The sequence below is a fragment of the Shewanella sp. GutCb genome, from assembly GCF_002836135.1.
Lineage (GTDB): Bacteria > Pseudomonadota > Gammaproteobacteria > Enterobacterales > Shewanellaceae > Shewanella.
Map to the genome: position 1 here is coordinate 207,988 of NZ_PJBL01000106.1, position 24,967 is coordinate 232,954.

Sequence of the window (24,967 nt, forward strand, 5' to 3'; positions counted from 1 at the left end):
AGCAAGGCAAATGATGAGCGATGCTCAAATTGCCGCAAGTACCGACTTAGAAGCCGCGAGGAAGTTGACCTTTACCCGCTAACTTTTCACGCCAAAGTTCTTTAGCTGTTTTGCCGCCAGTTTTAGCCGCGGGTTTAGCGACCTTTTTAGGCGTGGCTTTTATGGCAGCTGGCTTGGCTGCTACTTTTTTATCGGCTTTAGCTTCTATGGGAGCACTTTTGTCACCCATTTCGGCTAACATCACTTCTAACTCACTGAAGCGTAATGATTTACCGCCATCGATTTTGTACCAGCTACCTTTCTGTTCAATTTTAACAGCTTGGCCTTCTTGCTTAGCAAGTGTGGCCTCAAGTGTACTGATAACCTCTTCTTTGGTCAGTTTTGACATAATAATAACCTGTTTATTTTTTGTGTTTACATGAAGGTTTCGAGTGATTTTATCGTTTAATGCACCAAAAAGTCCAATTTTCACCACTAATGCCTTCAACTATAGGATGATTTAGACATTTCACCGCCATTATGTGAGTCAAAATTGCTGATATTTGGGATATGACAATTTAAATTTCGGTGGGCTTTAGCTATAGAATAACTATTAGCTTGAATCCCCTAACTCGCCAACAGGGCTTTTGAATTCCCGCTGAATGGTCAAACTTTTAATGCAACTGGTATAAAAATGTGCTGCTTAAATGGAACTTGAATTGGCTTGTTTGGGCATAAAAAGCGAGAATAGGGTATGCAAAAGAACATTTTATAGGTGAGCTAATGACACGCACAGAATTAAGCCAGTATTTGGCACAATACCTACAGGTCGCCAATTTTAAAGATTACGCACCTAATGGGTTGCAGGTTGAAGGTAAACAAGAGATTAACACTATTGTGACAGGCGTAACGGCTTGCCAAGCCTTGATTGATGAAGCGATAGCGTTAAACGCCGATGCGATTATTGTACATCATGGTTTTTTTTGGAAAAGTGAGCCCGAGATTATCGTTGGGATGAAGCAGAAAAGAATTAAAGCGTTACTGCTCAATGATATTAACTTGTTTGGTTACCACTTGCCGTTAGATGCACATCCTGAGGTGGGCAACAATGCTGAATTTGGTAAAGTGATTGGCATAGAAAACGCACGAGTGATTGAAGGGCACGCGCAAGGCTTAATATGGCGTGGCGAACTCAGCACACCCGTGCTGGCAAAAGATCTTGCAGCGGCCATCTCACACACGCTATCAAGAGAGTGTTTGCACCTTGGTGACGAACAAAGCCTAGTCGAGACAATTGCTTGGTGCACGGGTGGCGCGCAAGACTACATCGATATTGCAGCATCCCTTGGGATTGATGCATTTATTAGTGGCGAAGCATCAGAGCGCACATATCACTGCGCAATCGAGCAAAATATTCAGTATTACGGCGCGGGACATCACGCTACAGAGCTTTATGGCATTCAGGCGCTCGGTAAACATCTAGCCGATAAATTTGGCTTAAAGCACCATTTCATTGATATCAGTAATCCAGTTTAGACTGAGTTGATAACGATAAACGGATACAAAAAAGCCGCTCAACGTTGAGCGGCTTTTTATGGCGGGTGCCCGCGTTTAGATAAGCGCTACATCACTCGCATACCAGGTTTTGCACCTGCATGTGGCTCAAGGATCCAGATATCTTTACCGCCTGGGCCAGCAGCGAGTACCATACCTTCAGACTCACCGAATTTCATTTTACGCGGCGCAAGGTTAGCCACCATTACCGTGTGCTTGCCAACCAAATCTTCAGGCGCATAAGCTGATTTTATACCGGCGAAGACTTGTTTGATTTCACCCCCTAAATCAAGCTCTAATCGAAGCAGTTTGTTGGCTTTTTCAATATGTTCAGCTTTTGAAATCAGCGCAATACGCAGATCAATCTTGGCGAAATCATCAAAACTAATTTCAGCTGCTAACGGTTCTTTCTCAAGTTCCGTTTGCACTTCTTCAACTTTAGGCACTTCAACGTCTTTGGTGACTTGGAGATTCTCTGATGAAGCTTCGATAATCGCTTCGATACTCTTCATTTCGATACGCTGCATTAATGCTTTGAATTTAGCGATTTCATGATCAGCGAGATCGACGTCCAAATTATTCCACGTTAGCTCTATCTGTAGGAATGCTTCAACATCTGCCGCAAGTTTTGGCAATACTGGTTTTAGATATGTGACTAGAATGCGGAATAAGTTTAGTGCGTTACTACAGACTTGATGGGCTTCTTCTTGCTTAGCGTCATCTTTAATTAATTGCCATGGAGCAGCGTCAGCAACATAAGCATTAGCAACATCAGCAAGCGTCATGATTTCACGCATCGCTTTACCGAATTCACGTGTTTCATATAAATCTGCAATAATGTCCTGCTTTGACAAGAATGCTTCAGTCAAAGTCATATCATTAATTTTAGCTAACTTACCATCGAAACGTTTACTGATAAAACCAGCTGTTCTTGAGGCTAAGTTAACAAGCTTTCCGACTAAATCTGAGTTAACACGTTGAGCGAAGTCTTCAAGGTTCAAATCTAAGTCATCGACACGACTATTTAATTTAGCTGCGTAGTAGTAACGAAGATACTCAGGGTCTAAATTATCTAAATAGGTACGTGCTTTAATGAACGTGCCTTTTGACTTAGACATTTTAGCGCCGTTTACAGTGACATAACCGTGTGCGTAGACCGCTGTAGGTTTCCGAATTCCGGCACCGTCTAGTACGGCAGGCCAGAATAAACCATGGAAGTTGACAATATCTTTACCGATGAAGTGATATAGCTCAGCTTTAGAATCTAGGCTCCAAAATTCGTCAAAATTTAAATCTTCACGTTTGTCACATAAATTTTTGAATGAACCCATGTAGCCGATTGGCGCATCTAGCCATACATAGAAAAATTTACCTGGTTGATCCGGTATTTCAAACCCAAAATAAGGCGCATCACGAGAAATATCCCACTGTTGCAATCCTTGACCGAACCATTCTCTTAATTTGTTCGCGATTTCAGGTTGCAGTGAACCAGAAGCTAACCATTCGCCAAGCATGGTTTCAAATGCAGGTAGATCAAAAAAGAAATGCTCACTGTCTTTCATCACTGGTGTAGCACCAGAAACTGCAGAATAAGGGTTGATTAGGTCGGTAGTGCTATAAGTCGCGCCGCAATTGTCACAGTTATCACCGTATTGGTCTTCACTTTTACATTTTGGGCAAGTGCCTTTGACAAATCGGTCTGGCAAGAACATTAACTTTTCTGGATCGAATAACTGTGAAATCGTTTTGGTTTTTATATAACCCGCATCACGTAACTTGAGGTAAATTTCATTGGCAAGTTCACGGTTTTCTTCGCTGTGAGTGCTGTGGAAATTATCAAATTGAATATTGAAATCAGCAAAATCTTTTTCATGCTCTTTTTGTACTTGAGCAATCATCTCTTCTGGTGCAATGCCCATCTGCTGTGCTTTAAGCATAATTGGCGTGCCATGAGCATCATCCGCACAGATATAGTGACATTCATGTCCACGTAACTTTTGAAAACGTGACCAAATATCGGTTTGAATATACTCAAGCATATGGCCTAAATGGATCGGACCATTGGCATACGGAAGTGCACTAGTGACTAAGATTTTACGTTGTGAATTGGCCATCTTTTCTCGAAATCGCTGGGAACCTAAATAGAATGGAATAGATACTAACCGATCCAATGCTGAGTTTCATCAAAACCTAGCGTAACTGTGGTAAATCTAAACTAATGTTTACCTAAAATTCTGGTACAATTGCGCAAATCATATTTAGGGGGTCTACATTTTGTCTTCATCTCACCCAAATTATCATCTCAGTGATGATCTTCTCGTTCCTGTTCTAGCCATTCTTGATGCGTTCCAAGATCCATATTTAAACAAAAGCTTTTTAAGTGCCGGCATGGTGACTAGCCTTGCAATTGAAGGTAAACGCTTGCAATTGGGCCTTTGTTACTCGTACCCATGCCAAACGCAATATCAAGATATCGTCATGGCGGTAACAAAAGAGTTAGCGGTATTAGATGCAATTGATGAAGTAGAGTGTGAAATCGATTTTCAGCCAGATACTGTATCAGCGATCAGTGCAGTAGAACCTCTGCCAAATATACGCCAGATTATTGCGGTTGCATCAGGTAAAGGCGGTGTAGGTAAGTCAACAACGGCTGTCAACCTTGCATTAGCGCTGGCAGCAGAAGGTGCCCGCGTGGGTATTTTGGATGCTGACATTTATGGTCCATCCATTCCTATGATGCTAGGCGTTGAAGGTTTTAAACCTGTCTCTCCGGATGGAAAGATAATGACTGCCGCCAAAGCTCATGGCATTTCTGCGCAATCGATAGGTTTTATGCTAGATGGTGACCAAGCAGCTGTATGGCGTGGTCCAATGGCAGCGGGTGCATTGATTCAATTACTGACTGAGACTGAATGGCCAGAGTTGGATTATATGGTGATCGATATGCCACCAGGAACAGGTGATATCCAGCTCACCTTATCGCAAAAAGTACCGGTAAGTGGCGCCGTCATTGTAACAACACCGCAAGATATTGCCTTGGCTGACGCTAAAAAAGGCGTGAATATGTTCCAAAAGGTCAATATTCCAGTACTCGGTATTGTTGAAAACATGAGTTTTCATTTATGCCCTGAATGCGGTCATAAAGATCATCCTTTCGGCGCTGATGGCGGCGAAAAAATGGCAACTCGTTACAATGTTCCATTATTGGGGCAGTTGCCATTACAGTTAAATATTCGAGAAGATGTCGATAAAGGAATACCCACGGTAGTCGCTGATAGCGAGTGTCAGGTTTCTAGCATGTATCGTGAAATAGCCCGCAAAGTGGGCGCTCAACTTGCGTTATGCCAAGCGCAATCTAAAGTGTCAATAAGCATATCGGACGATGAGTAGATTTTAAAATGAATTCAAAACAATGTGTTGTAATCGCAATTGCAGGCGCATCGGCCTCAGGTAAGAGTCTTATTGCCAAAACGATTTATGAAGAGTTATGCCGTGATTTAGGCACTGATCAAATTGGTGTTATTGCTGAAGATGCTTACTATCGTGACCAAGGTCATATGTCGATGGATGAACGTGTTTTAACTAACTACGATCATCCTAAAGCGCTTGATCACGAGTTACTTTGTAAGCATTTACGTGCGCTCAAAGAAGGCAACGCTGTTGATATTCCAGTTTATAGCTATAACGAACATACTCGTACTGATGAGAAAGTAACCTTAACCCCTAAGAAAGTGATTATTCTTGAAGGGATCCTACTGCTTACTGACCCTGCTTTGCGTGAGCAAATGGATGCGAGTGTATTTATGGATACTCCACTCGATATCTGTTTTATGCGCAGACTCTCCCGTGACGTAGCTGAACGTGGTAGAACAATGGAATCGGTGATGGCACAGTACACCGAGACGGTACGACCGATGTTTTTACAATTCATTGAACCGTCAAAACAATACGCAGATATTATTGTACCTCGTGGCGGTAAGAACCGTATTGCGACCGATATTTTAAAGGCACGAATACAGCACCTTCTAGTTAAGTAAAAGTAACCTAAAAAATCAGTATAAGGGACCTTAACGATTATGCGTTTGACAGATATTGAAATTGAAGAATGTTTAGATAATGGCACTATCGTTATGGAGCCTCGGCCCTGCGCTGAGGCGATAAGTGGTGTGAGTGTTGACGTTAAATTAGGCAATGAATTTCGCGTATTTAAAGATCACACTGCCCCTTTTATTGATTTAAGCGGCCCGAGTGCAGAAATGCAGCAAGCACTTGATAGAGTAATGAGTGAAACCATTGTGATAGCAGAAGATCAATCATTCTTCTTGCATCCAGGTGAACTTGCACTGTCGGTCACTCATGAGGAAGTTACTTTACCAGCAGATATTGTCGGTTGGTTAGATGGTCGTTCATCGCTGGCCCGTTTAGGGTTAATGGTCCACGTTACCGCGCATCGCATTGATCCGGGTTGGCAAGGAAAAATCGTATTAGAGTTTTTTAACAGTGGTAAATTGCCATTGGCTCTTAAGCCTAATATGACGATCGGCGCGCTTAACTTTGAACGTTTGTCTCAGCCTGTTGCTAGACCTTACAATAAACGTAAGAGTGCAAAGTACAAAGATCAGCAAAACGCAGTCGCTAGCAGAATTAGCCAGGATAACTAAATGTCGGTAGTTTGGGTTAATGGACAACCTGATGCCACTATTAGTCCTCTTGATCGGGGATTAGCCTACGGCGATGGTTTATTTGCAACAATGCGAGTCAACAAAAGTGAGATTCAATTTATTGAATCTCACTTTTTGCGATTAACCCAAGGCGCACAGCGGTTAGGCTTTCAATGGCAACCAACAGCGGCGCTGAGAGAGCGGTTGTTGCAGTGCGCTAAAGATAACCCTCAGTCATGCCTCAAAATACTATTGTCTCGTGGTGTGGGTGGACGTGGCTATACGCCGCCAAATTCAAACCCATCGATAACTGAAATCGTATCCGTTCATCCTTTCCCTGATATTTACCAACATTGGCAAAAAACGGGCATCAGCTTACAATCATCGGATGTGTTACTGGCAAGGCAACCTCGCTTGGCGGGCATTAAGCACTGTAATCGACTTGAGCAAGTGTTAATTAAGTCGGTTGCTTTAGCCAATGGGATCGATGACTGGTTAGTACTTGATAGCAATAAAAATATTATCGAATCTTCAATGGCTAATCTGTTTTTTGAAACCGATGCCGGCATCATAACACCTCAGTTTTCCTATGCCGGAGTGGCGGGCATGATGAGAGAACAAGTGATTTATCAATTGCTAGAGATGAAATTTTCGGTATCGGTGACTGAAATAAATGTTGATATACTGTCTCAAGTGAAACATGTTTTCATGACCAACAGTTTACTCGGGGTTGTTGATATCAATAAAATAGACCAACAGTCCTTTAAAATAGCGCCTTACACTTCATTATTAAGAGAGCAGCTTGATCTGACATTATGAAAAAATTCTTAATTGGTTTTCTAGCAACAAGTTTTACGCTACTCACCATTACCGCAGTGGGTGGCTATTGGGGTTACCAAACGTTAATGACGTTTGGTCAAACACAACTCAATGTCGTAAACGCACAAGAATTAGAGATTAAAAGAGGCACATCATTTAATCAGTTTACCAACATATTAACCCAGAAAAAGTTAATAGAAGAGGGTTGGAAATTAAAGTGGTTAGTGCGTCTTAACCCCGCATTAGCACAAATAAAGTCAGGCTTATACGAAGTCGTTCCACAAGAGACTGTCAACAGTTTGCTTGAAAAGCTAGTGGCAGGAAATGAAAAATCATTTGCGCTGACGTTACTGGAAGGGCAAACCGTAAAAGAGTGGCGGGTGCAATTATCAGAGCAACAAAAGTTAAGGTTTGACGACGCGCTATTTACCAATATATTAATGAATAATGGTGATAATTCCGGATTGCCAGAAGGGAAGTTTTTCCCTGATACCTACCATTACAGGGCACACAGTTCTGCCAACACATTATTGCGAGAAAGCTATCGCAAGATGCAAGTAGAACTTGAAAAGGCATGGGACAGTCGGCAAGCAGGCTTACCGCTTAAGTCACCGTATGAACTATTAATACTCGCGTCAATTATTGAAAAAGAAACGGGTAAAGCGAGTGAAAGACCCTGGATATCTGCGGTCTTTATTAATCGTTTGCGCAAAGGCATGCGCTTGCAGACTGATCCTACGGTCATTTATGGCATGGGGGAACGTTACCAAGGTAATATCACCCGTAAAGATCTGCGCGAGCAAACGGCTTTTAACACTTATAGAATTAACGGGCTACCACCAACGCCAATTGCCGCTCCGAGTCTTGCGGCCTTGCATGCAGCAGCCAATCCAGCTGATGTTAATTACCTTTATTTTGTCTCACAAAATGATGGTAGCCATGTATTTTCAAAAACACTGTTAGAACATAACCGAGCAGTGAATAAATATCAGAGAAATCGATGAACACTGAATCAACCGTGGCTAAAAAAGCAAAGTTTATTGTCATAGAAGGGCTTGAAGGGGCTGGTAAATCCAGTGCAATCGCATTAGTACGCGATTTTATTGAAAAACACACTGGCCAAGCGCCGGTATGCACCCGCGAGCCAGGCGGTACGCCTTTAGCTGAACAGATGCGTGATTTAGTCAAAATTGCCAATGAGTCTGACCCATTATGCGATGAAGCTGAATGCCTCATATTTTATGCCGCCAGAGCTCAATTGGTCGCGAATGTGATTAAGCCATCTCTTGCAGAGGGGAAATGGGTACTGGGTGATAGGCACAACCTTTCATCGCTTGCATATCAAGGCGGTGGGCGTGGTTTAATGCCATTGGTTTCGGCCATTAGTGAGGCGACTTTAAAAGGGTTTAAACCGGATTTAACGCTTTACCTCGATATTGACCCGACGCTGGGTTTAGCTCGCGCTGCCAACCGTGGCGAGTTGGACCGAATCGAGCAGCAAGAGATTGCGTTTTTTAACCGAACCCGAGCGACGTTTTTGTCTTATGCTGACAACGATGATTCTATTATGATCGTTGATGCGAGCCAGAGTATGGCGGCAGTGCATAAAGATATCATTGCAGTACTTCAAGATCAGGCTTGGTAATATGCAGTATTTACCGTGGTTGCAGGGCGCAAGCGATGAGTTTCAAGCGCAATTAGGCCGTCAACAAGTCGCACATGCTTATCTCATTGGACTAGACGCCGGTTATGGCGGTGAAGTGTTAGCGTTAGATCTTGCTAAAGCGTCATTATGCAGTCAAGTAGGGATTTCTGGCGCTTGTGGGTTTTGTAAAGCGTGTCAGCTAATAGAAGCGGGTAGTCATCCTGACTTTTATAAAATTGAAGCCGATGGTGCACAGATTAAAGTTGATCAAATCCGGGCGTTATGCCAGAAACTGACCACTACTGCTCAGCAAGGTGGCCGCAGAATCGCTGTGATCCTTAATTGTGAACGCCTTAATCAAGCTTCTGCAAATGCATTACTTAAAACCTTAGAGGAACCAGGTAAAGACACCCTTCTTTTTTTACAGGCAAATTCACCTAGTCGGTTAATGGCGACGATTAGCAGCCGCTGCCAACGGATCCAAGTCAGGCTCCCTTCAAGACTGGAGGTAAAGAGCTGGCTTAATGAAGAACTAAAGGTGGCTGATGATTACAGCTGGTGTTTACCCGTCGTCGGTGGACCATTAGCGATAGTGTCAGCTATCGAAAGTGGCCGTTACCAGAGCTTGTTGGACTTCAGAAAAGGTTGGATACAAAGTTTGTCGTCAGCTCAGCTCTGTGCTAGTTTACAAAATGTGAATGAGAAGCAAGTTTCTGACGCGATTAAGGTTTTATATCTTGTGCTGCATCGAAAGCTTGTAAAAGATCAGACCATGGATCCATTGATCCGCTCATCACTCGCCACTTTTGCAGCTAAGATCATGCAGCAAGAAGTACGCTTATCAGTCATGCCAACCGTGAATGTATTGGGATTGTTTGAAGGCATAATCATTGAATACGTTACGTTATTGGACCGCTAAATAATTATGACTAATCTTGTTGTCAACTTTGATACCTTGCATCAACTATACAGGGCTTATATGCCTTTTATAAAACCAGCGGGCTTATTTGTTGGCACTACAGAGAGTTTTTTCCTTGGACAATCGCTGTCCGTGGCTTATCACCTGCCTGGTTCAACGGAAAGAATGCAGTTTGAGGGCATCGTGGTTTGGATTAACCCTTTAGGCGCCTCTGGCGGACGGCCTGCAGGTATCGGGGTCAAAATCATTTCCGAGCCAGACATGCACAAACACCACATTGAAAAGCTGCTTTCTGCAGAACTAGCATCTGGAAATTTGACCTGCACCATGTAGCTCGGTAGACTTGCTCTCCTTTTAGAAAGTAGGACTCTCCAGTGCTTATCGATTCACATTGTCATTTAGACCGCCTCAAAACTGCCCCCGATCAAGATGCATTAACCAACATTATTAATGCAGCCAAAGCGCGTGATATCGCGTATTTTTTGTGCGTAAACGTTAGGCAGCAAGGTTTTCTAGAGATGAAGCAAAAAATGGCTTCATTTGATGAGGTTTTTCTGTCTGCTGGAGTGCACCCGCTCGATGTGCAAGACGGATTAAATGTTGAAGAGATAGAGCAGTTTGCACGCGATGAAAAAGTGGTGGCGATAGGAGAGACAGGCTTAGATTATTTCTATGCCAATGAAACTAAAGCGTTACAGCAATCATGTTTTGAACAACAGATAGATCTCGCCGTTAAAGTCAAAAAACCACTGATTATTCATACCCGTGATGCAAGGGAAGATACCATTAATTTTCTCAAGCGCGGCAATGCAGACACCGTCGGTGGCGTATTGCACTGCTTTACTGAGAATTGGGAAATGGCGAAAGCTGCAATTGATATGGGCTTTTACATTTCGGTTTCAGGTATTGTCACTTTCAAGAATGCAGGTGATCTGCGTAGCGTCATTAGGAAAGTCCCTAAAGATAGACTACTTGTAGAGACCGATTCTCCTTATTTAGCACCTGTGCCTCATCGAGGCCAAGAGAATCAACCCGCTTTTGTGCGTGATGTTGCTGAGTTTGTTGCCGAGCTCAGGGGCGAAAAATACTCTGATGTTGCTGAGTATACGACTGAGAACTTCTTTAACTTGTTCAAAGATGCGGCGCGTATAGTCGGAAGATAACCACATTGGTGATTTCCCTTCAGTACTTTTAACGACAAATTTTAGGCAAAAAGAGACCCAAAACTATTCCAATTGTTCTGGGTCTAGGGGAATGGCTCTTAAAGAGCCGTGCGCTACTGTTGATAACCTTTACGGTTAAAATCTGCTATTACTCAATTCAGTAAAACTAATGTAATAGAGTGTAGTAGAGCATTTGTATTTAGGCCTACTTTTTTTATTAAACGCTTTATCAATACTAATAAAAATTACAATGTTGGGTAGCGAGCAATTTTGTCTCTGACTAAGTCTCTGGGAAGATTGTTTTTTAGCTTATTACCAAGGTGTTTAACGACACCTAAAGAACAACCTGCATAACTGACAATAGTTTCGCCTTGAGGCTTAATTTTTTCAATCAATGCGATATCACGTCCCATCAGAAACGTTTGCGCCTCTTCATCAGTTAACGCAACGCTTGTTGGTGTCGTTAATGCCGAAATCGCTTCGTGCTTCACTTTAAAGCCTTTCTTTAAGGTATCAGCCAGCTTGATCCCTATACGTTGAAAACGCATTTTTCCGATAAGAGCCTGAAAGGGCTTAGGGAAAAGCCATAATTCGGCATCGCGAACATAGATATCCGCTTCATTGGCCACAATGATATTAAAGGAAGTCTCAAGATAGTCGGCTAGTGCTTCGACCTGTTTTGCTGAGGCCTTCTCAAATGGGAAGTTTTTTTGCTTTCGGGGTTCAGGTAATAGCCTTTCTACACTGGATACCTTTTTTATTTTAGCGACAAAAAAACCTTCACTATCATATATTTGCGGCCATACATGCAAAAAGCCTTCTTCAGTACAAGCTCTCTCTGCACCAGGAAATAGTGATGATAAATTAACAAACTCAACAGCATCAGAATAACGCTCCTTTAAATAAGCGCAAACATCTTGATTCTCTTTTCGACTTAAAGCACAGGTCGAGTAAACTAATTCACCCCCTGGTTTTAGTGATTGAAAAGCTGAGTCTATTAATTCCTTCTGCGTGTTTACGATGCCTTTAACATCATTGTTATCCCAGTTTTTTAAGGCATCGGGATCCTTTCTAATGGTGCCTTCACCACTGCATGGTGCATCGAGTAATATGGAATCAAACGTCTCAAACAAGTACTCGCCAAACACACGGGCGTCAAAATGAGTTAGCGCGCAATTAGAAACACCCATTCGCGCTATATTGGCATGTAAGACTTTAACTCGACTAGCGGAGTACTCATTAGCAACAAGTAATCCCTTGTTGTTCATCAGAGCTGCTATTTGTGTTGTTTTTGACCCAGGGGCTGATGCCATGTCGAGCACATATTGTTTGGTACAGTTTTGCCCTTCGGTAATGAGTGCCGTTGGGGGCAACATTGAACTGGCTTCTTGAATATAAAACAGCCCTTGTAAATGCTCAATGGTATTGCCGAGTTGTATGCCAACGCTCAGTTCAATCCAATAGCCGTGTTCACACCAAGGTATTGGGGTGAAATTCCAGCCTTTAGGCGTCATCAATGCGATGAAATTTTCTGCTGATATTTTTAGCGTATTAATACGTATAGAGGGCCGCAGTGGCTTGTTGCTGAAACGGATAAAGTCTTCCATGGTAAGGTGAGATGGAAGATCTTGTTCAATGCTACTGATAAAATTCTGATTTAAATGAGCCATATGCCGAAGATAATGCGATAAAGTATTCAGATTATAACCCTAAACAGCGATATAGTGGGAGCACATGTAGAGAACTGCGTCGCGTTGTACTAGATAAGGAAAGGAACTTCAGTGCTAAATAAGATTTGGTTTGGCTTTTTTGCTATAGCGTTAGCCGCAATATTTATCCAGCTATTGAACGGTAATGTCGTTGTACTGAGTCATAGTGTTGAAGCCATTTTTTCGAGTGCAAGGCTGGCAGCTGAAATAGCATTAGGATTGATAGGTGTGCTTTGTCTGTGGATGGGACTGATGCGTGTTGGTGAAAAAGCGGGGGTTGTAGCATTTTTCTCTCGTGCTTTCGAGCCGCTATTATCGAGGTTGATGCCTGAGGTGCCACGTGGACACCCCGCTTATGGCAGTATCACCATGAACCTTACGGCAAACATGCTTGGTCTAGACAATGCAGCAACCCCGTTAGGGTTAAAAGCGATGCAGGACTTACAGACATTAAACCCGGTAAAGCATACCGCGACCAATGCTCAAATATTATTCTTGGTGCTCAACACTTCTTCTATAACGCTGGTGCCCGTCACGGTATTTCTATATCGGGCGCAGCAAGGTGCGGTCGCACCTGCAGATATATTTCTGCCCATCTTGTTAGCGACGACTGCATCGACGTTAGCCGGGGTCTTGGCTGTGGCCATTGTGCAGCGTCTATCAATTATCAATACTGTTGTTATTGCTTATGCAGCAGGTATTTTAGCGACGTTAACGGCGCTGATGTTTTATTTGTCGACCCTAACAGTAACAGCGATAGGGGAGGTGAGCACCGCAATGGGCAATGGTATTTTGCTGTTACTCATTTTCAGCTTTGTGTTGATTGCAGGACTTAGAAAAGTGGCGGTTTATGATGAGTTCATTGAAGGTGCTAAAGAGGGATTTTCTCAGTCAATAAAGCTTATTCCCTACCTGCTTGCAATGTTACTTGCTATTGCTTTGTTACGCGCCTCTGGTGCGTTAGATTACGCTTTAGAACTGTTAGCTGGACTCGTCGCATTTGCTGGCGGGGATACACGTTTTGTTGATGCAATGCCAACCGCAATCATGAAACCGTTTAGTGGTTCAGGGGCGAGGGCGATGATGCTAGAGACAATGCAGCATTATGGGGTCGATTCTTTTGCTGGGCGGTTGGCAGCTATTTTACAGGGCAGTACTGAAACCACTTTTTATGTACTGGCTGTGTATTTTGGCGCGGTAGGCATTCGCAATGGAAGGCATGCATTAGCGTGTGGTTTGTTTGCTGATCTCGCCGGTATTTCGGCAGCTATTATTGTTTGTTACCAGTTTTATGGTTAATGATCTCTAAGTGACTTGGGTACATAACGATAGTTATTACATCAAAAGACGCTACCGAAGAGCAGCGTCTTTTTAAAGAGATTCAATGTCTCAGGCTCTATTGAGCCGTTTGTTTAGGCGCCCATTCAAGCCAAAGTGGATCTACTGTTGAGCTAAGAGAAAAGCGGTAGTCGGTATTAATCATGTTATCCGAGCTGGTAATCTCTTTGGTCGCTAAGCCTATGCCACCGGCAAGAATAGTTTCTAGAGACCCCGTTTCAATTTGGGCTCCAGAGAAAAGACCTACATCAACTTTTACCCCGGAAAGATCCCAAAATACACTGGTGTTATTAATAAGGTGTCGATACTGGTTATCTACGTGTACTGTCATTTCAACGCTGGTGCCATCTGCTATCAATCTGTATTCATCAACTTGACCGACTTTAATACCACGGAAGAATATGGCGGTGCCTTTATTGATCGAACCCAAATTATCATTGCTGATGACGAAGGTGAGCGCGTTATTAATATTATGAAACGGCTTTTCAATTAAACCGATAAACTCTGATGATGTTTGAGCACTCACCCCTGGAAACACTGAAATATAGGGCCCTGTTAGGATGGTTTCTGGCGCTTCAATTCCTGCTAGAGACACTCTGACATCGACAATCGAGAAACTAGCATCTTGTTGATTAAAGCTGGCGGCATAATCACCATAAAGGTAAGCCTCTACGTTTAATTCAGATAGGTCTTTACTCAGTACCACAGAGTGAACCTCACCCACCTTGTGGCCTAAATAACGGATGGGTGCTTTTTTCTCCAATTTAACCGTGGCAGGGAAGGTTAATGCGATTGTTGTTGACTGACTCAAGGCGAGAAATTTTGAATCGTATAGGTGTTTACCATTGTCTAGCACTGGACTATCGAGTAACCCCAATGTGATCCCACCCTTAATGGCAGCTTGAAGTGGTGCGACTTCAACTTCGATACCGTTTAGACTGGCGTTTATTGATAATGCGCTATTACGCCAAAATACCGTTTTGTCGTTGAGTAAACTGGCAAATGATTTTTGGATACTGATATCGATGATGAAATTATTCTCTTTACGCTGCCATTCGACCTGTTCTACTTGACCAATCTGCATTTTTTTATAATAAATTGGCGAACCTTTAATCACGTCCGCTCCGTCTTTACTGGTGAGCTGCTTATTGATTCGCTGCTTATTCTTAAAGAAGCTTTTAGCGTCGCTGCTGTTGGCAAACACATTTAATGATGCACCCTTAGCGATCTGCTGATTATTACTACTTCTGACTAAGCTTAATGCTCCAAGGCTAAAAGTATTTAAATCACGTGTTTTAACGGCAACGCCTCCAAGGTCAGCCTCAATAGATAATGCCGACTCGGCGATAAAGTAACTGTCTTTAGTGACAAGCGAGCTAAAATCAGCGTCGACTTCAATGTTATATTCCACTTCTGTTAACGCAGCATTGAGTTGGCTAGACAACACAGTGCCTATTTTTATCTGTTTAAATCGCAGTTCAGCACCCGCGGAAATACCCGGGTTTGTATCGGAATGTAACGTTAAAGCCAGTTTTTGCGTATTTAAAGGCTGCGGTTGGTCAGTTAACAGTGGGTATTGCTGAAGTGGCTCTCCAGTACCTGGAGTAAAGTTAATCACGCTGCCGGTCAATAATCTTTCAGGGTGCTTTATACCATTGAGAGAGATATCTGCGCCTTCTAGCCAGAATGACGAACTGCCAGCGAGTAGCTCACTATATTGGCTGTCAATTTTAACAAGTAAACTGACTCCATCATCCGTCAATATTTTATCAGTGACATGGCCAATTTTAATGCCTCTGAATATAATTGCCGTGTGCTTTGATACGGATTCAGATCCCGTCGCCGTAAGCATCAACTCTACACCACCGAATGCTTGCTCTTCACTGTCGTATAAAGAAAATTCATGTTGGTTCTGAGCCGCGTCAGAATGATCACTAGAGCTAAAACTAATACCACCGGCTAGGATGGAGGCGAGGCTTTCACTGCGAACTTCTATCCCTGAAAGTGATGCATCAATACTGATCCCTGATACATTCCAAAATTGTGAATCAACTTTGACTAAACTGGCATATTGTTGCTGAATAAACGCCGTTACAATGATTTTTTGGCTATTGTCTAAGCGGTATCCAACGACTTGTCCCACGGGAATTTGACGATAAAAGAGCGGTGAGCCAACGTCTAAAGACCCTAGCTTATCCGAGGTTATGTTGACAATAAGGCCTTCATTACCAGGGGTAATAACGGGGGCGGTAATTTCAGCTTCAAAAAATGAACGTGATTCACCTTCACCGGGCAAAATGCTGATGTAGTTACCTGAAAATAGAGTGTCTAGTCCTTCGATGCCTGTGATTGAAGCTTTCGGCGTCACCAACCAAAATTTAGTCCCTTTATTGATAAAAGGCGAAGAGCGATAGTCCATTAATACATCGACATTCACACCTTGTAGTTGATCATCAATACTGATATCGGCCACTTTTCCTACAGTTAAACCTTGGTATTTAACCAGTGTTTTACCAATATCCATTCCGGTAGCGTTTGGGAAATGAATTCTCACTTCTACACCTGATTCTCGGATGCTTTTTACGCCAAGCCAAGCGCCTAACGCGAGCGCAATAATGGGCAATAACCAAATAGGCGAGAACAGTTTTTTCTTTACGACTTTAGGTGTTTGTACTTGAGTCATTTTTTGTTTCCAGTCGGTCCCAGAGTAAACGCGTATCAATTACTTTTGCTGCCAGTTGCGTCAGTAAAATGACCAAGGCAAATGCAGTAGCAGCCGGTGCGGGTTTCGCATCTAGTAATTGCCCCATATTAACTACGGCAACGGTTAACGAAATAACGAAAAGATCGAGCATAGACCAACGGCCTATCCATTCAATAATATGAAAACCTATCATCAAATTCTTTTTTGAAATAGGTAATTTAAAACTGATCGCGGTTAAGTATATGGTAAGGCCAATTATTTTTAATAATGGCACCAAAATACTCGCCGTGAATAATATGATTGCTATAGGGATCATATCTGTTTTTACAAGGTGTGCGATACCCGAAAAAATAGTGTCTTGAGTGACTTGCCCCTGATTTGTAAGCGTCGTTATCGGGTATAGATTCGCGGGTATGAGTAAAATCGCGGCTGTGATTAACAAAGCCCAGCTTTTTTGTAAACTCCCATAATCTCTAATAACGAGTTTGGTATCACAGCGACTGCAACAAGCTGATTCAGCACAGGTAACCTTATTGCATGTTGGGCAACATGTTAGGCCTATTTGCTTACCTAATGTGGATTCGTTTGGGTTACTTTTCAAGAAAACTCCACATATGCTCCAAATCGTACTCTCTTAAAAGGAATAAATTCATAATAAACAGCATTGTAAAGCAGAAGGTGCCGAAACCAAATGAAACTGTAGCAAAGTCGGCAAGGTTGAAAGCGGCCACTAAAAAGCTAATGACGTAAATTTCGAGCATTGTGAGTTGTGTCAGCAATCCCTGTAGTTTTAATGCCTGCTTTAATATTGACCTTAATAGACGATGCTGCAATCCATGTTTTATGATAACGATTTGTATCAAGATAGACATAAGTAGAATGCCTGGTGCAATTACTGCGGCAGTCATTACTGCAATGGCAACAATCCAGTAGCCTTGTTGGTATACTGCTAAAGCGCCTTCTAATACCGTTGTGGTACGCATGCTACCAAGAAATTCTAATTCTAGCACTGGGTAGGTATTGGCAGGGAAGAAAAATATTATTGCGGTAATACACAGTGCTAGCATGCCATTTAATGAGCAATATGGTGTGTCATAGAGCTGGGTGTGGCAGCGTGGACAAAGGGCTCTGACGCCTGTAGGCAATGCACGCTTTCTGATGACGAGGTCACAAGACCGACATAAAGTAACACTATTATCTAGCGCGTCCGATGTCATAAGAATTAAAACCTCTATAAAACGTACAAAGTTAAAGAAAAAGCTTTATCGTGATATTGAACTCAATTTATGCGTAGGCAATTGATTAATACAGAGTCCTTATATTGATAAGCCTACCAGATTTTCAAGAAAACTTGCATAAGAACTTCAATGTGTGAGACTCTTTACTGTATATAAAAACAGTGTGAGGTTAATTATGGCCGTTATAACAAAATTTGTCGTAGTTAGAGAAGGGGTTGAAAAGATGACTTTTACATCGAAGAAGGAGGCTGATGCCTACGACAAGATGCTTGATGTCGCTGACAACTTGATCCCTTTTCTAAGTAAATCTGAACTAGGACTCGAAGATAATGATATTGAAAAAATTGGTTTTTATTTGGCGCAACATAAAGATGAGCTGCAATCTTTGCTGAAAGGTAGTGCACCGGAAAAAAGTACACCCGCTAAAAAAGTATCTAAAAAGACTGATTCAAACTAAAAAAGTCGAAAATAGTCTGTTTGAAATTGATTGTTTGTTGGTAAAATGCGACGAATTTATTTGTTTTAATTGATGGAACTGTTAAAGGATATTTATGACTGCGTCGTTTTATGACACATTAAACCGTCAGGTTACCGCTTTACTGACGGGTGAAGATGATCAAATTGCCGCTTTAGCCAATTTTTCAGCGTTGTTAAATGACAACTTAGCTGACCTTAATTGGGTTGGGTTCTATCTATTAAAGAATGATCTGTTAGTACTTGGACCTTTTCAAGGGAAAGTTGCTTGCTCCCGTATTCCGGTAGGTAAAGGTGTTTGTGGCACAGCAGTGGAAAAAAATCAAACACAAAGAATTGCCGACGTACATCAATTTTCGGGACACATTGCGTGTGATTCTGCCAGTGTTTCAGAATTAGTTGTGCCCTTTAGGCGAGATGGTATTGTTATCGGAGTACTCGATATCGATAGCCCTTCGTTATCAAGATTTGATGAAATTGACCAGCGTGGTGTGGAAACGATGGTTAAAAGTCTCGAAAACTGCCTATTTGGTTAATCTACGACCAATTATTGCTAATTGGTGGTCGCAATCATTTCGTGCGTCTCTATAATGAGCGGTTTGAGCAATGAAATTTCAAATCGTGATTATTCGCTAAAGCGAATCAATAGCGTTTATGATAGGTTGTTGCTAAGGTAGGTTTGATTTTGGCACTAAAAATATAAATTAATCATTATTAATTTGTGCTTTAGGTCATAATCAGACAAATATAAACGACACGTAAATCAATGAGAGAGATAAACTCTTTTGGTGGTGTCCCTTTTTTAAACTGTGGAAGTAAAGATGGAATCAACAGAAAAGTTGACCGATACCAACGCTATTCTTGCGTACTTATATGAAACATTTCCTTTATGCTTTATTGCTGAAGGTGAAACGAAACCATTAAAAATCGGGTTGTTTCAAGATTTAGCGGAAAGGTTAGCTGATGATTCTAAAGTCAGTAAGACTCAACTAAGAATCGCTTTAAGAAGATACACAAGTAGCTGGCGTTACCTTAAGTGTGTGAAAGCCGGTGCACACCGTATCGATTTAGATGGTAATTCTTGTGGTGAGCTAGAACAAGAGCACGTTGACCATGCTCAAGCTACACTTAAAGAAAGTCAGGAAAAAGCGAAAGCAAAAAGAATAGCGAAGGCAGGTAAAACTCCAGCGCCTTCAGCTACTGCTAACAAGCCAGCTAAAAAACCGGTTGCGAGAAGACCGAAAGCGGCTACTAACGCAAAACCTGCAAAAGAGAAAGTCGCGGTAGCAATTTTAACGCCTGCAGTATTGGCTGAGTTGAAGAAAAATCAACGTGTAAATGTCAAACTAGGTAAGGCGCCAGTAGCTGGTGTTATTTTGGATATCAAAAAAGAAGATGTTCAAGTTCAGCTAGATTCAGGTTTAACGATTAAAGTTAAAGCGGAATACATACTACTGTAATGGTTTAAAAGCATGTAAAGGAGTAACTTGTTGATGCGGAAAATGTCTCTGGCTGTATCTATCGCCAGTATTTTTGTAGGATTCTCGGCGTGGGCTGTTAGCCCTACTATTCAATTCAGCGAGTTACCTGCTTTAAAGCAGGAACCCCAACATAAGGTGGCGAGTAAACGCGTCACTGGTTTGTTTACCCGATCACATTACCATCGTTTTGAAATGGACGATGCGTTCTCAAAGCAAGTTTTCGAGCGTTATCTTAAGCAATTAGATTATCGTAAGAATGTGTTATTGCAATCCGATGTTGATAGCTTTATGGCTTATTCAACTCAATTTGACGAAATGTTAAAAAGTGGCAATCTCCAGCAAGCATATTCAATGTTTGAAGTCATTCAAAAGCGTCGCTATGAACGGTTTACCTATGCACTTTCTCTGCTAGATAAAGAGATGAAGTTTGATGTCGTCGGCGATGCTTACGAATTCGATCGTAAAGATGCTGCTTGGCCTAAAAATGAAGCTGAGTTAAATGAACTCTGGCGTCAGCGAGTCAAATATGATGCGCTTAATCTTTCACTCACAGGCAAAAAGTGGGATGAAATAGTTACTGTTTTATCGAAGCGATATAACAATTCAATTAAGCGTCTGAGTCAAACCCACAGTGAAGATGTTTTCCAAGGGGTGATGAACGCATTTGCAAGAACGGTAGAACCCCACACTAGCTACTTATCTCCTCGAAATGCTGAACGTTTCCAAATGGAAATGAATTTGAGCCTAGAGGGTATTGGTGCGGTGCTTCAAGTCGATGACGATTACACGATTATTAAGAGCTTAGTAGCAGGTGGTCCAGCGGCGACAAGTGAGAAGTTATCACCAGAAGATAAGATCGTTGGTGTTGGCCAAGAAGGTGAAGACGTTGTTGACGTTATCGGTTGGCGTTTAGACGATGTAGTCGAGTTAATTAAAGGACCAAAAGGCAGTAAGGTTGTTTTAGAGATCTTGCCAAATAAAGGCGGATCGAGTGCCAAGCCTTTTGAACTAACAATTGTTAGAGATAAAATACGACTAGAAGACCGTGCAGCGACATCAAAGGTTGTTGAACCTACAGAAGGTCCTTACGCTAATCGTAAAGTGGGCGTCATCCATATCCCTGGTTTTTATATGAACCTTTCAAAGGATGTTTCTAAAGAGCTTGCTGAGCTGAAAGAGGCAAAAGTTGAAGGGATTATTATTGACCTGCGCGGGAATGGTGGCGGTGCGTTAACAGAAGCAACTTTGCTTACCGGTCTGTTCATTGAACAAGGTCCTGTTGTACAAATACGTGACGCTAATGGTCGAGTTTCGCAAAATAGAGACAATGACGGAAGGGTGACTTATGACGGTCCTTTAACCGTGATGGTAGACCGTTACAGTGCATCAGCCTCAGAAATTTTTGCTGCAGCGCTGCAAGATTATGACCGCGCGTTGATTGTAGGTGAATCTACCTTTGGTAAAGGTACTGTGCAACAGCATAAAGGACTTGGCCGTATATACGATATGTATGAGAAGCCTATTGGCCATGTACAGTACACTATCGCAAAGTTTTACCGGATCAATGGCGGTAGCACTCAACTTAAAGGGGTAACCCCTGATATTCCGTTCCCAAGTGCATTAGCGCCTGGTGAATATGGCGAGGCTGAAGAAGAAAATGCACTGCCGTGGGATAAGGTACCTGTTGCTCAATACGGTACGTTAAATGAAATATACCCAGAGTTAATTCAGAATCTTGATGGTAAACATCAGCAAAGAATTAAGACTGACGTTGAATTCAGTTATATCTTCCAAGATATAGCGGAGTTTAAAGAGAGTCATAACGACAAGACCGTTTCATTGGTCGAAAGTGAACGACTCGCTGAACGTGATGAAAATGATAAGAAGCAACTTGATCGTGTCAATGAGCGTAGAGTTCGAGAAGGTCTAGAGATTGTTAAATCGTTAGACGATATTGAAGATGACACTGAAAAAACAGATGCATTTCTTGATGAAACTGCTTACATTACACTCGATTTAGTCGACGTAGAGAAAGTAGCGAAGAATCAAAAATAGTGATTCATCCTGAATTAGAAAACGCGCTTTTAGCGCGTTTTTTTTAACCTAAAATTAGAATATGTAGGCCTACAATGACACAACCACAAGCTAAGTATCTCAAAGATTACCAAGCACCGCGTTTTCAAATATCTCATCTTGATTTAGATATCTCTTTAGCGGGTATACAAACAGTAATAGTTGCTACAAGCAAAGTGACCAAAGTCGGTACTCATAGCGAGCCTTTAATCCTTGATGGTGAAGATATTCAACTTAAATCAGTCAAAATTAATGGTGTTGAAGCTAAATTTAGCGAGCAGGTTAGCCAGCTGACTATAGAGACGGATCTTCAAAGCTTTGATTTAGAAATTATTTCTATACTGGACCCTGAAGCAAATACCAGTCTTGAAGGCCTTTACATGTCCGACGGCGCATACTGTACTCAGTGCGAAGCAGAGGGCTTCCGACGTATTACTTACTTCCTAGACCGACCCGATGTGCTGGCCATTTATACCGTTCGTATTCAAGCCAATAAGGCATTATTTCCATTCTTACTCAGTAACGGTAATCTTGTTGCTAGTGGTGATCTAGAAGACGGTCTACATTATGTGAAATGGCATGATCCCTTTCCAAAACCAGCTTACTTATTTGCGTTAGTTGCAGGCGATTTCGATCTTTTAGAAGATGAGTACATCACTCGTAGTGATAGACCCGTCAAGTTACAGGTGTTTGTTGATAAGGGGAATTTACATAAAGCGCATCACGCGATAGCGTCACTTAAGAAGTCGATGCAGTGGGATGAAACACGCTTTAATTTAGAATATGACCTCGATATTTACATGATTGTAGCCGTTGATTTTTTCAATATGGGCGCCATGGAAAATAAAGGGCTCAATGTCTTTAATACTAAGTATGTACTAGCAGATAAAGCCTCAGCGACAGATGATGATTATCATGGTATTGAGTCCGTTGTTGGTCATGAGTATTTTCATAACTGGACAGGAAATCGAGTCACTTGTCGAGATTGGTTTCAGTTAAGCTTGAAAGAAGGTTTAACCGTTTTTCGAGATCAGGAGTTTAGCTCTGACATAGGTTCTCGTGCAGTTAACCGTATTCATGCTATCAAGGTAATGAAAAACCAACAGTTTGCTGAAGATTCAGGCCCAATGGCACACCCGATCCGTCCTGAATCAGTGATCGAAATGAATAACTTTTATACGGTCACTGTTTATAACAAGGGCGCTGAAGTGATTCGTATGATCCACACCTTGTTAGGTGAAGGAAAATTCCAGGCGGGTATGGCGTTGTATTTTAAAAGACACGATGGGCAGGCCGTTACTTGTGATGATTTTGTCGCTGCAATGGAAGATGCTAGTAAGGTCGATTTGGGCCAATTCCGCCGTTGGTATAGTCAAGCCGGTACACCCCAAGTGACTGTGGCAGAGTCTTTTAATGAGTCAAATAACACTTACACCTTGACGTTGACACAAACAACACCCGATACGCCTGGGCAATCTAATAAATTACCGCAACATATTCCTTTTGATATTGAGCTTATTGATGCAGAAGGTCATAGTTTAGTGAATCAAGTCTTAGACTTTAAAAAACAATCTCAGCAATTTGTGTTTGAGGACGTGAAAGCCAAACCCGTTGCCTCGTTACTGCAAGATTTTTCTGCGCCGGTTAAGCTAAGCGTTAAATACTCTATAGAGCAACTGCTTCATTTGATGCGTTTTGCAAGTAGCGAAGTCGCTAAATGGGAGGCTTCAGTAGCACTGTTTAGTCAGTCTATTTGGCAATGCGTTGTTAATTTACAGAATGGCAAAGCAATGCACATAGATAGCCGCTTGGTAGATGGTTTTAAAGGTGTTTTGTTGTCAGAAAACCTCAATGAAGCCCTAATGGCTGAAATTCTAACGCTAACAAGTGCAGGTTCGTTGATTGAGCAAACAGATTCAATTGATTTAGACAACTTGGCGCTGGCGCGTCAGTTTGCGGTGCTGCAAATTGCGCAAGGGTGTGAAGAGGAGTTGCTCGCCAAAGTAAGGCAGTTACAAAGTCTGGATAGTGCAGATGCCCGAGCATTGAAAAACGTTTGTTTAAGTCTGCTTTTGAACGTTGACGATTCATACCGTGAATTAGCTAAGCAACAGTTTGAGTCTTCAGACAATATGACTGATACGTTAGGCGCGTTAACGGCTCTGAACGGTGAAACGTCGATTGACAGAAATCAGCTAATGAACGCATTTGAAACTCGCTGGTTAGAAACCCCATTAGCGATGGATAAATGGCTTAGTTTGCACGCAACGTTTGCTAGCAAAGACTGTATAGGGCAATTAGAACAGCTGTTAAAACATGATGCCTTTAGCATGTCTAACCCAAATCGAGTGCGCTCACTGATCGGTGTTTTCGCTGCTGCCAATACATTTGAGTTTCATCGTAAAGATGCAAAGGGTTATGAGTTTCTGACTAAAGCAATCATTAAGCTTAATAAAGTTAACCCACAAGTGGCAGCAAGGATCATCACGCCGCTCATTCAATTCAAAAAATTCGACCTAGCAAGGCAAGCGTTGATGCGTAAATCGTTACAGGAGATTTTGGCGATTGATGATCTTTCTAAAGATCTTTATGAAAAGGTGACCAAAGCATTGTCATAATCGTTATCGACTAAGTAAAATATCAGCTTATTCAGAGTATTACTCTCTGTTTAAGCTGTGCTGTTAACATCAACCAGAGAAAAGACGAGTGCGACAATCAGACCAGATATTTCAATTTCCCCTCAATATCAGCTACGAAGATTTCCTACCATACTATCGTGGACAAGTGACTAAAGTAGAAGTCGTCGATACCGCCGGTAGAACCTTATGGATCAGCGCCAGACATTTTAGACCATTTTTTACTCGTTCAGGGATCCGCTCCTACTTTGAAATGGTGGTTGATGGGCAAGGAAATTTGATTAGCCTTAATAAAAAATAGAGTAATTACTTAAAACGGTCGATTACTTTAAACGCACTGGTTTAGGTTTGTTTAATTTTAGATAAGGTATTGTTATTAAATAATATATAACCTGTAATTGACCACTTCTTTATATTATCTAAACCTGATTTAAATACACCCCCTCAAACACCACGCAAATTCATTGCAAAACAGCTGAATCTATTAAAGATTTTCGATATTTCGTCCTTGCTCACTTCGTAAAAATGCTGTAACAATGGTGTTACCTGTACGCTAACAGTATGTTGGCTATCA

General features: G+C 41.9%; 23 protein-coding genes. 17 read left to right on the plus strand and 6 right to left on the minus strand.

The genetic code is table 11. From position 1 onward, the window contains the following. Window positions 1-46: 46 nt before the first annotated feature. Window positions 47-388: a hypothetical protein gene (locus CXF86_RS22350; protein ID WP_101091231.1), complete on the minus strand. Its 342-nt coding sequence runs from the start codon at window positions 386-388 to the stop codon at window positions 47-49. A 374-nt stretch (window positions 389-762) separates the two neighbouring features. Here CXF86_RS22350 and CXF86_RS22355 point away from each other — a divergent pair, with 374 nt between their 5' ends. After that, complete coding sequence (locus CXF86_RS22355) at window positions 763-1,515, plus strand: Nif3-like dinuclear metal center hexameric protein (protein ID WP_102040052.1); 753 nt, start codon at window positions 763-765, stop codon at window positions 1,513-1,515. A gap of 86 nt (window positions 1,516-1,601) precedes the next feature. On the opposite strand, the gene metG is transcribed toward CXF86_RS22355, so the two are convergent. After that, window positions 1,602-3,647 carry a methionine--tRNA ligase gene (gene metG / locus CXF86_RS22360; protein WP_102040053.1) on the minus strand — a complete coding sequence of 682 codons (2,046 nt, stop codon included), beginning with the start codon at window positions 3,645-3,647 and terminating at the stop codon, window positions 1,602-1,604. Window positions 3,648-3,807: 160 nt separating this feature from the next. On the opposite strand from metG, the gene apbC reads away from it, so the two are divergent. Genes apbC through CXF86_RS22405 form a run of 9 tightly spaced genes read left to right on the plus strand, consistent with a single transcriptional unit; the run spans window position 3,808 to window position 10,740 of the window. Beyond that, window positions 3,808-4,923 carry an iron-sulfur cluster carrier protein ApbC gene (gene apbC, locus CXF86_RS22365; protein WP_101091051.1) on the plus strand — a complete coding sequence of 372 codons (1,116 nt, stop codon included), beginning with the start codon at window positions 3,808-3,810 and terminating at the stop codon, window positions 4,921-4,923. Window positions 4,924-4,931: 8 nt separating this feature from the next. After that, window positions 4,932-5,570, plus strand: coding sequence for a uridine kinase (udk, locus tag CXF86_RS22370; protein WP_101091050.1), 639 nt, complete (start codon window positions 4,932-4,934; stop codon window positions 5,568-5,570). Window positions 5,571-5,609: 39 nt separating this feature from the next. Continuing rightward, window positions 5,610-6,194, plus strand: coding sequence for a dCTP deaminase (gene dcd / locus CXF86_RS22375; RefSeq protein WP_101091049.1), 585 nt, complete (start codon window positions 5,610-5,612; stop codon window positions 6,192-6,194). Continuing rightward, a complete protein-coding gene (gene pabC / locus CXF86_RS22380; protein WP_102040054.1) occupies window positions 6,195-7,013 on the plus strand; it encodes an aminodeoxychorismate lyase in 819 nt (272 codons plus the stop codon). Then, a complete protein-coding gene (gene mltG, locus CXF86_RS22385; protein WP_101091047.1) occupies window positions 7,010-8,017 on the plus strand; it encodes an endolytic transglycosylase MltG in 1,008 nt (335 codons plus the stop codon). The genes pabC and mltG overlap by 4 nt, the downstream gene beginning before the upstream one ends. Then, complete coding sequence (gene tmk / locus CXF86_RS22390) at window positions 8,014-8,658, plus strand: dTMP kinase (RefSeq protein WP_102040055.1); 645 nt, start codon at window positions 8,014-8,016, stop codon at window positions 8,656-8,658. Before mltG ends, tmk begins: the two co-directional genes overlap by 4 nt. A 1-nt stretch (window position 8,659) precedes the next feature. Next, window positions 8,660-9,577 carry a DNA polymerase III subunit delta' gene (gene holB, locus CXF86_RS22395; RefSeq protein WP_102040056.1) on the plus strand — a complete coding sequence of 306 codons (918 nt, stop codon included), beginning with the start codon at window positions 8,660-8,662 and terminating at the stop codon, window positions 9,575-9,577. A 6-nt stretch (window positions 9,578-9,583) separates the two neighbouring features. After that, window positions 9,584-9,910, plus strand: coding sequence for a PilZ domain-containing protein (locus tag CXF86_RS22400; protein WP_101091044.1), 327 nt, complete (start codon window positions 9,584-9,586; stop codon window positions 9,908-9,910). Between the two features lie 41 nt (window positions 9,911-9,951). Continuing rightward, on the plus strand, window positions 9,952-10,740 hold the full coding sequence (locus tag CXF86_RS22405) for a TatD family hydrolase (RefSeq protein ID WP_101091043.1): 789 nt from the start codon (window positions 9,952-9,954) through the stop codon (window positions 10,738-10,740). Between the two features lie 245 nt (window positions 10,741-10,985). Here CXF86_RS22405 and rsmF read toward each other — a convergent pair whose 3' ends face one another. Then, window positions 10,986-12,410 carry a 16S rRNA (cytosine(1407)-C(5))-methyltransferase RsmF gene (gene rsmF, locus CXF86_RS22410; protein ID WP_102040057.1) on the minus strand — a complete coding sequence of 475 codons (1,425 nt, stop codon included), beginning with the start codon at window positions 12,408-12,410 and terminating at the stop codon, window positions 10,986-10,988. 111 nt (window positions 12,411-12,521) lie between these two features. Between rsmF and CXF86_RS22415 the strand changes: the two genes are divergently transcribed. Beyond that, window positions 12,522-13,748, plus strand: coding sequence for a nucleoside recognition domain-containing protein (locus CXF86_RS22415; protein WP_102040058.1), 1,227 nt, complete (start codon window positions 12,522-12,524; stop codon window positions 13,746-13,748). A gap of 97 nt (window positions 13,749-13,845) precedes the next feature. Here the strand turns inward: CXF86_RS22415 and CXF86_RS22420 are convergent, their stop codons facing one another. From CXF86_RS22420 to CXF86_RS22430, 3 genes are read right to left on the minus strand one after another with little or no spacing between them, the layout of a single operon-like run. Further along, on the minus strand, window positions 13,846-16,470 hold the full coding sequence (locus CXF86_RS22420; protein WP_102040059.1) for an MlaD family protein: 2,625 nt from the start codon (window positions 16,468-16,470) through the stop codon (window positions 13,846-13,848). Next, the gene (locus CXF86_RS22425) at window positions 16,448-17,092 is read right to left on the minus strand and encodes a paraquat-inducible protein A (protein WP_101091039.1); all 645 of its coding nucleotides are present in this window, start codon (window positions 17,090-17,092) and stop codon (window positions 16,448-16,450) included. Before CXF86_RS22425 ends, CXF86_RS22420 begins: the two co-directional genes overlap by 23 nt. Then, on the minus strand, window positions 17,082-17,708 hold the full coding sequence (locus tag CXF86_RS22430; protein WP_101091038.1) for a paraquat-inducible protein A: 627 nt from the start codon (window positions 17,706-17,708) through the stop codon (window positions 17,082-17,084). The genes CXF86_RS22425 and CXF86_RS22430 overlap by 11 nt, the downstream gene beginning before the upstream one ends. 196 nt (window positions 17,709-17,904) lie before the next feature. Between CXF86_RS22430 and CXF86_RS22435 the strand changes: the two genes are divergently transcribed. From CXF86_RS22435 to CXF86_RS22460, 6 genes are all read left to right on the plus strand, one after another. Then, window positions 17,905-18,186 carry a YebG family protein gene (locus tag CXF86_RS22435; RefSeq protein ID WP_102040060.1) on the plus strand — a complete coding sequence of 94 codons (282 nt, stop codon included), beginning with the start codon at window positions 17,905-17,907 and terminating at the stop codon, window positions 18,184-18,186. Window positions 18,187-18,280: 94 nt separating this feature from the next. Beyond that, window positions 18,281-18,739 carry a GAF domain-containing protein gene (locus CXF86_RS22440; RefSeq protein WP_101091036.1) on the plus strand — a complete coding sequence of 153 codons (459 nt, stop codon included), beginning with the start codon at window positions 18,281-18,283 and terminating at the stop codon, window positions 18,737-18,739. 285 nt (window positions 18,740-19,024) lie between these two features. Further along, window positions 19,025-19,663 carry an RNA chaperone ProQ gene (proQ, locus tag CXF86_RS22445; protein ID WP_101091035.1) on the plus strand — a complete coding sequence of 213 codons (639 nt, stop codon included), beginning with the start codon at window positions 19,025-19,027 and terminating at the stop codon, window positions 19,661-19,663. Between the two features lie 33 nt (window positions 19,664-19,696). Continuing rightward, window positions 19,697-21,739, plus strand: coding sequence for a carboxy terminal-processing peptidase (prc, locus tag CXF86_RS22450; RefSeq protein ID WP_101091034.1), 2,043 nt, complete (start codon window positions 19,697-19,699; stop codon window positions 21,737-21,739). 74 nt (window positions 21,740-21,813) lie between these two features. Beyond that, window positions 21,814-24,375 carry an aminopeptidase N gene (gene pepN, locus CXF86_RS22455; protein WP_102040061.1) on the plus strand — a complete coding sequence of 854 codons (2,562 nt, stop codon included), beginning with the start codon at window positions 21,814-21,816 and terminating at the stop codon, window positions 24,373-24,375. A gap of 88 nt (window positions 24,376-24,463) precedes the next feature. Next, on the plus strand, window positions 24,464-24,694 hold the full coding sequence (locus CXF86_RS22460) for a DUF2835 domain-containing protein (RefSeq protein ID WP_101091032.1): 231 nt from the start codon (window positions 24,464-24,466) through the stop codon (window positions 24,692-24,694). Window positions 24,695-24,967 lie beyond the last annotated feature (273 nt).